The sequence below is a fragment of the Brevundimonas sp. genome (assembly GCF_032107865.1).
GTDB lineage: Bacteria > Pseudomonadota > Alphaproteobacteria > Caulobacterales > Caulobacteraceae > Brevundimonas.
Map to the genome: position 1 here is coordinate 1 of NZ_DAMCNG010000192.1, position 5,025 is coordinate 5,025.

The 5,025-nt window shown below is 69.2% G+C and carries 5 protein-coding genes; 1 reads left to right on the top strand and 4 read right to left on the bottom strand.

Annotation, left to right across the window (positions count from 1 at the left end):
- Positions 1-328 (bottom strand): amidohydrolase family protein (locus RT567_RS13360; RefSeq protein ID WP_313576791.1); only part of this gene is annotated, 328 nt, incomplete at its 3' end.
- 75 nt (positions 329-403) lie between these two features.
- On the opposite strand from RT567_RS13360, the gene RT567_RS13365 reads away from it, so the two are divergent.
- Positions 404-835, top strand: a complete 432-nt coding sequence (locus RT567_RS13365) for a DUF488 domain-containing protein (protein ID WP_313576792.1) — start codon at positions 404-406, stop codon at positions 833-835.
- Between the two features lie 6 nt (positions 836-841).
- On the opposite strand, the gene RT567_RS13370 is transcribed toward RT567_RS13365, so the two are convergent.
- The 3 genes from RT567_RS13370 to RT567_RS13380 all read right to left on the bottom strand — a co-directional run.
- Positions 842-2,812: a M1 family metallopeptidase gene (locus RT567_RS13370; protein ID WP_313576793.1), complete on the bottom strand. Its 1,971-nt coding sequence runs from the start codon at positions 2,810-2,812 to the stop codon at positions 842-844.
- 52 nt (positions 2,813-2,864) lie between these two features.
- The gene (locus RT567_RS13375; RefSeq protein WP_313576794.1) at positions 2,865-4,139 is read right to left on the bottom strand and encodes a multidrug effflux MFS transporter; all 1,275 of its coding nucleotides are present in this window, start codon (positions 4,137-4,139) and stop codon (positions 2,865-2,867) included.
- 262 nt (positions 4,140-4,401) lie between these two features.
- A partial coding sequence (locus RT567_RS13380) for an HlyD family secretion protein (protein ID WP_313576795.1) occupies positions 4,402-5,025 on the bottom strand: 624 nt, incomplete at its 5' end.

The window sequence follows — 5,025 nt, forward strand, 5'->3', positions numbered from 1 at the left end:
CGACGACCGAGGCGGAGCCTTCCAGGTTCAGCGTCGTCTCGCGCCAGCCGATGCCGTCCAGGTGGGCGTGGCCGTCGGTGAAGCCGGGGAACAGCGCCGCCCCCTTCAGGTCCACCACTTCCAGCCCGTCGGCCGAGGGCGCGCCAGCAGCCGCGCCGACATAGGCGATGCGCCCGTCGCGCACGACCACCACCTCGGCGGTCGGCCGGGCCTCGTCGCCGGTATGGATCGGCCCGCCCCCCATCAGCAGGTTCTGGGCGTAGGCCGCAGGCGCGGCCGCCAGCATCAGCACGGCGGTCAGGGACAGGGTCTTCAGGGTTCGGATCATCAGCGCCTCCAGTCGCGGCGCAGGGGAACCTCAGCCGAGCTTGGCGTCAAGCGATCCTGCGCGCATCATCGCCGCATGAAGCTGTTCACCATCGGCTATGAAGGCGCGACGCAGGCCCAGATCATCGACCGGCTGAAGGCGGCGGGCGTCGAACTGGTCGCTGACGTGCGGGCGGTGGCTTCATCGCGCATCGCCGGCTTTTCCAAGACCGTGCTGGGCGAAAGCCTGAAGGCGGAAGGGCTCGACTATCTGCAGCTACGCGCCCTGGGCACCCCCAAGGCCGGGCGCGACGCGGCGCGCAAGGGCGATGTCGCCGCCATGCGCGCCGTCTTCAGCGCCCATATGCAGGAACCGGACGCCGAGACCGCCTTCCAGCAGTTGCGCCATGTCGCGGGCGAGCGGCGCGTCGCCCTGCTGTGCTTCGAGGCCGACGCCTGCGGCTGCCATCGCTCCATCCTCGCGGACCGGCTGGCGCGCGAGGACGGGGCGGAGGTGACGAACCTCTAGGCGGCCTTACGGACGCCCCACCACCTGATCGACCGAGTTGCTGGTGACCGGGTGATACAGCGGACGGGCCTTGGCGTAGATGCGCGTGGCGATCGGGCGGCCCCAGTCGCCCTCGGCCCACAGGGTCTGGAACAGCGGCAGCACGAATTTGCGCCGGCCCTGGCTGGTCAGGAAGCGGTCGGCCGTGGCGACAGCGGGCTCATAGCGGTTGGCCAGGGCGGCCTGCAGCCAGGCGAAGACCAGTTCAGAGTTGCCTTCGCGGTCCAGCTTCAGCGTGCTTTCCAGATCGGCCAGCTGGGCCGGGGTCAGCCAGTCGGCGCCCGCCGCCAGACCCTCGGGACGCCACGACAGGAAACGCAGGCGCTGCTGGGTGTTCCACTCCTTCCACGGCACGGCCGAGGCCGGGCCCTTGGCGACGTAGAAGGCGCGCGCGGCCGCATCGACCGGCTCGAAGGCGTGCGACACCGGCGCCTGGACGTTGGACGGCAGGCCCGGCTCATAGACCCAGGCGTTCAGTTGCAGCCTCTGCTCCAGGCCCGCGTCGCCCTTGATCAGGTGCGTGCGGATGTCCTCAAGGAAGCGTTCCGACGTCATGGGCCGCCAGGCGTTGCGCTCGAAATAGCCACGCAGCCAGGCGTCGAACGCCTCGCGCCCGGCGATCTGTTCGATCGTCCGCAGGAAGGCGGCGCCCTTGTCATAGGCGATGGTGTTCATGCCGTCGTCGGGATCGCGCCCGGTCAGCTCCAGGTGCAGACGGGTGTCGGCCGGGGCCAGTTCCTTCAACTCGTCCTGCAGCCCGCCCCAGGCCAGAACCTGCTCCTGCACGGCGGCGTCGCGGCCATAGACGGCCTCCATGATCCGGTTCTCGAAATAGGAGGTGAAGCCCTCGTTCAGCCAGAAGTCGTCCCAGGTGGCGTTGGTCACCAGATTGCCCGACCAGGAGTGCGCCAGCTCGTGCGCCACCAGCGAGACCAGCGAGCGGTCCCCGGCGATGATGGTCGGGGTGGCGAAGGTCAGCATGGGGTTCTCCATGCCGCCGAAGGGGAAGCTGGGCGGCAGGACCAGCAGGTCGTAGCGGCCCCAGCGGTAGGGGCCGTACAGGGCCTCGGCCGCGTCCACCATCTCGGCGGTCGGCTGAAGTTCATGCGCCGAGGCCTGAAGTTGGCTCGGTTCTGCCCAGACGCCCGTGCGCTCGTCGAACGGGGCGAAGGCCAGGTCGCCGACGCCGATGGCGATCAGATAGGGCGGGATGGGGTTGTCCAGCTTGAAGCGCCAGGCCTTGGTCCCGGTGCCGGCCGCCTTGCCTTTCGGCGTCAGCTGCTCGGCCGACATGACCACGGTCAGATCGGCGGGGGCGGTGATGCGGGCGCTGTAGGACTGGCGGATGCCGGGGCTGTCCTGGGTCGGGATCCAGGTGCGGGTCAGGATCGCCTGGCCCTGGCTGAACAGATAGGGCTTCTGGCCGCCGGCCGTCTGCTGCGGGCTGAGCCACTGCAGGGCCGAGGCGTCGGGACGGGTGGAATAGTCGATGACGATCTTTTGCGTCTCGCCGCCCTGGAAGGCCGGGATGCGCACGGTCAGGGGCTGGCCCTTGATCGGATCAGACGCGCCCAGGCTCCATTGCAGGGCGCGGCCCTGAGCGTCGGTCACGCCCTTGATGTCCAGCATCTTGGCGTCCAGCACCACCTCGGTCGCGCCGGGACGGCCGGTCACGTCCAGCGTCGCCTTGCCCGACAACGTCTTGGCGGCGAAGTCGGCGGCCAGGTCCAGATCGACGTGCGTCACCCGCGCCTCGGCCGGGCGGGCGTAGGAGTGGGCGTCGTTGACGTAGTCGGTCGCGTGGGCCGGGGCCGGCGCGGCGGGAACCAGAGGGGTCATGGGGGTGATCTCTCCGGTCGTGGCGCAGGCGCCCAGGGACGTGGCGAGGGCGGCGGCGAGGGCAAGGGCGGAAACCCGCCCGACCAGCTTCAGGGTCATCGAACGCTCCGTATTCAGATGCGCCCGAAAAGGCCCCCTCGCGTCCGAAAGATCAAGCCTTTGCTGCGGGCGGCGGCAGGTGATGCGCCTTGAACAGCCGCCCCTTCTCGGCCGCCAGCACCAGCGCCAACGCCGCGACGCCCAGCAGGACGAAGCCCACGGTCATCGGCACGGTCGAGCCGTCGAACTGCTGGCCGATGGCGAAGCCCAGCAGGGCCCCGCCGATCGACGAGATGAAGCCCTGGGCCGAGGAGGCCGTGCCCGCGATATGGCCCATCGGCTCCATGGCCATGGAGCCGAAATTGCCGGCGATGAAGCCGAAGCAGAACATCTTGCAGGCCTGCAGCGCCGCGAACATCCACAGGCTGTCGTGACCCATCCAGGCGATGACGGCGTGCAGGGCGCTGAAACCGATGAAGCCGATCAGGGCCGTGTGCGCGATCAGGCGCGAGCCCAGCTTCTCGACAAGGCGCGCGTTCAGGATAGAGGCCACGGCGATGCCCGCCGCCACCAGGGCGAAGACGACGGGGAACAGGCCCGGCGCCTTGAACACGTCGAAGAAGATCTGTTGCGAGGAGTTGATGAAGCCGAACAGCGCCCCGCTGATGACCGTCATGGCCAGGGTGTAGCCCATGCCCTGCCGATTGGTCAGGGCGAAGCGGAAGGCGCCGGCGATGCGGCCGACGTTGATCGGCATCCGATCTTCCGCGTGCAGGGTTTCGGGCAGACGCAGACCCGCCCAGATCAGGAAGGCGCCGCCCGACAGGGCGAAGACGCCGAAAATCCACGGCCAGGGCGCGACCAGCATGATCATCTGCCCCACGGCGGGCGCCAGAATGGGCACGCCCAGGAAGACCAGGAAGCTCAGCGACATCACCCGCGCCATGGTCCGCCCGGAATAGCGGTCGCGCACGATGGAGACGGCCAGCACCCGCGTCGCGGCGGCCCCGATTCCCATGCCGATGCGCGACAGGATCAAAAGGTCGAAGGTATGGGCGAAGGCGGCCAGTACGCTGAAGACCACATAGATTCCGATGCCCGCGAACAGCACGGGCCGCCGCCCGTAGCGGTCCGACAGCGGGCCGTAGAACAGCTGCGCTACGCCGAAGCCCAGCAGATAGGCGGTGATGACCCACTGGCGGTTGTTCTCATTGGTCACGCCCAGGTCTTCGCCGATGTAGGGCAAGGCCGGCAGCATGGCGTCGATCGCCAGGGCGTTCAGCGCCATCATCACGGCGATCAGGCAGACGAATTCGGCGAAGCCCGGCCCCTTGGCGGGAGCCGGCGGGGCCTCGATCGTGGCGGACGGTGTCGGGGCGCTGTTCATCGGCTCCAGATGCGGCCTGCGTCAGGCTGACGCAACCCTGCAAAGGTGAAGTTTTCCGCGCTGCAACAAGAAGTCAGGCGGCAGCTGCAGCTTCCAAGCTGTTCGCTACAATGATCCGCTCATCCCGGCGGAGGCCGGGACCCAGTGCTTTGGCTTCAAACAAATAGGTTTGATCCAGAGCTCCCCTTGTGGCCGGATGCGGAGCGCGCGGCTCTTACTGGGTCCCGGCCTCCGCCGGGATGAGCGGGATCAGAGTCAGAGCCTACTCCGTCACCTTGATCCGCGCCGTCACCGACATGCCGGGCGACAGGCGCTCGACGCCTTCCTGGCCAGGATCGACGGCGATGCGGACGGGGATGCGCTGGGCCACCTTGGTGAAGTTGCCGGTGGCGTTGTCGGGGCGGATGACGCTGAACTCGGAGCCGGTCGCGGGCGAGATGCGCTCGACCTTGCCGGTCAGGGCGCGTCCGCCCAGGGCGTCGACGGTGATCTCGACCGGCTGGCCGACGCGGACGTCGCGCATCTGCGTCTCCTTCATGTTGGCCGTGACCCAGACCACGTCGGGGACCAGGGCCGCCATCTGCGTGCCGACCGCGACCTGCTGGCCCTGACGCATGGCGATCTCGCCCAGGCGGCCGTCGCGCGGGGCCTCGATGCGGGTGTTGTCCAGGTCGATCTGAGCCAGGCGCACCTGGGCGCGGGCGCTCTCGACGGCGGCCTCCAGCGAGCCGCGGCTGACGACAGCCGAGGTCACGCCGGTCTGGGCCACGTCCTCGGCGGCGCGGGTTTCGGCCAGTTGAGCCTCGGCGGCGCACAGGGCGTTCTGGGCCACGTCGACCTGAGCCTGGGCGACCCAGCCGCCCTCGAACAGGGTGCGCACGCGCGT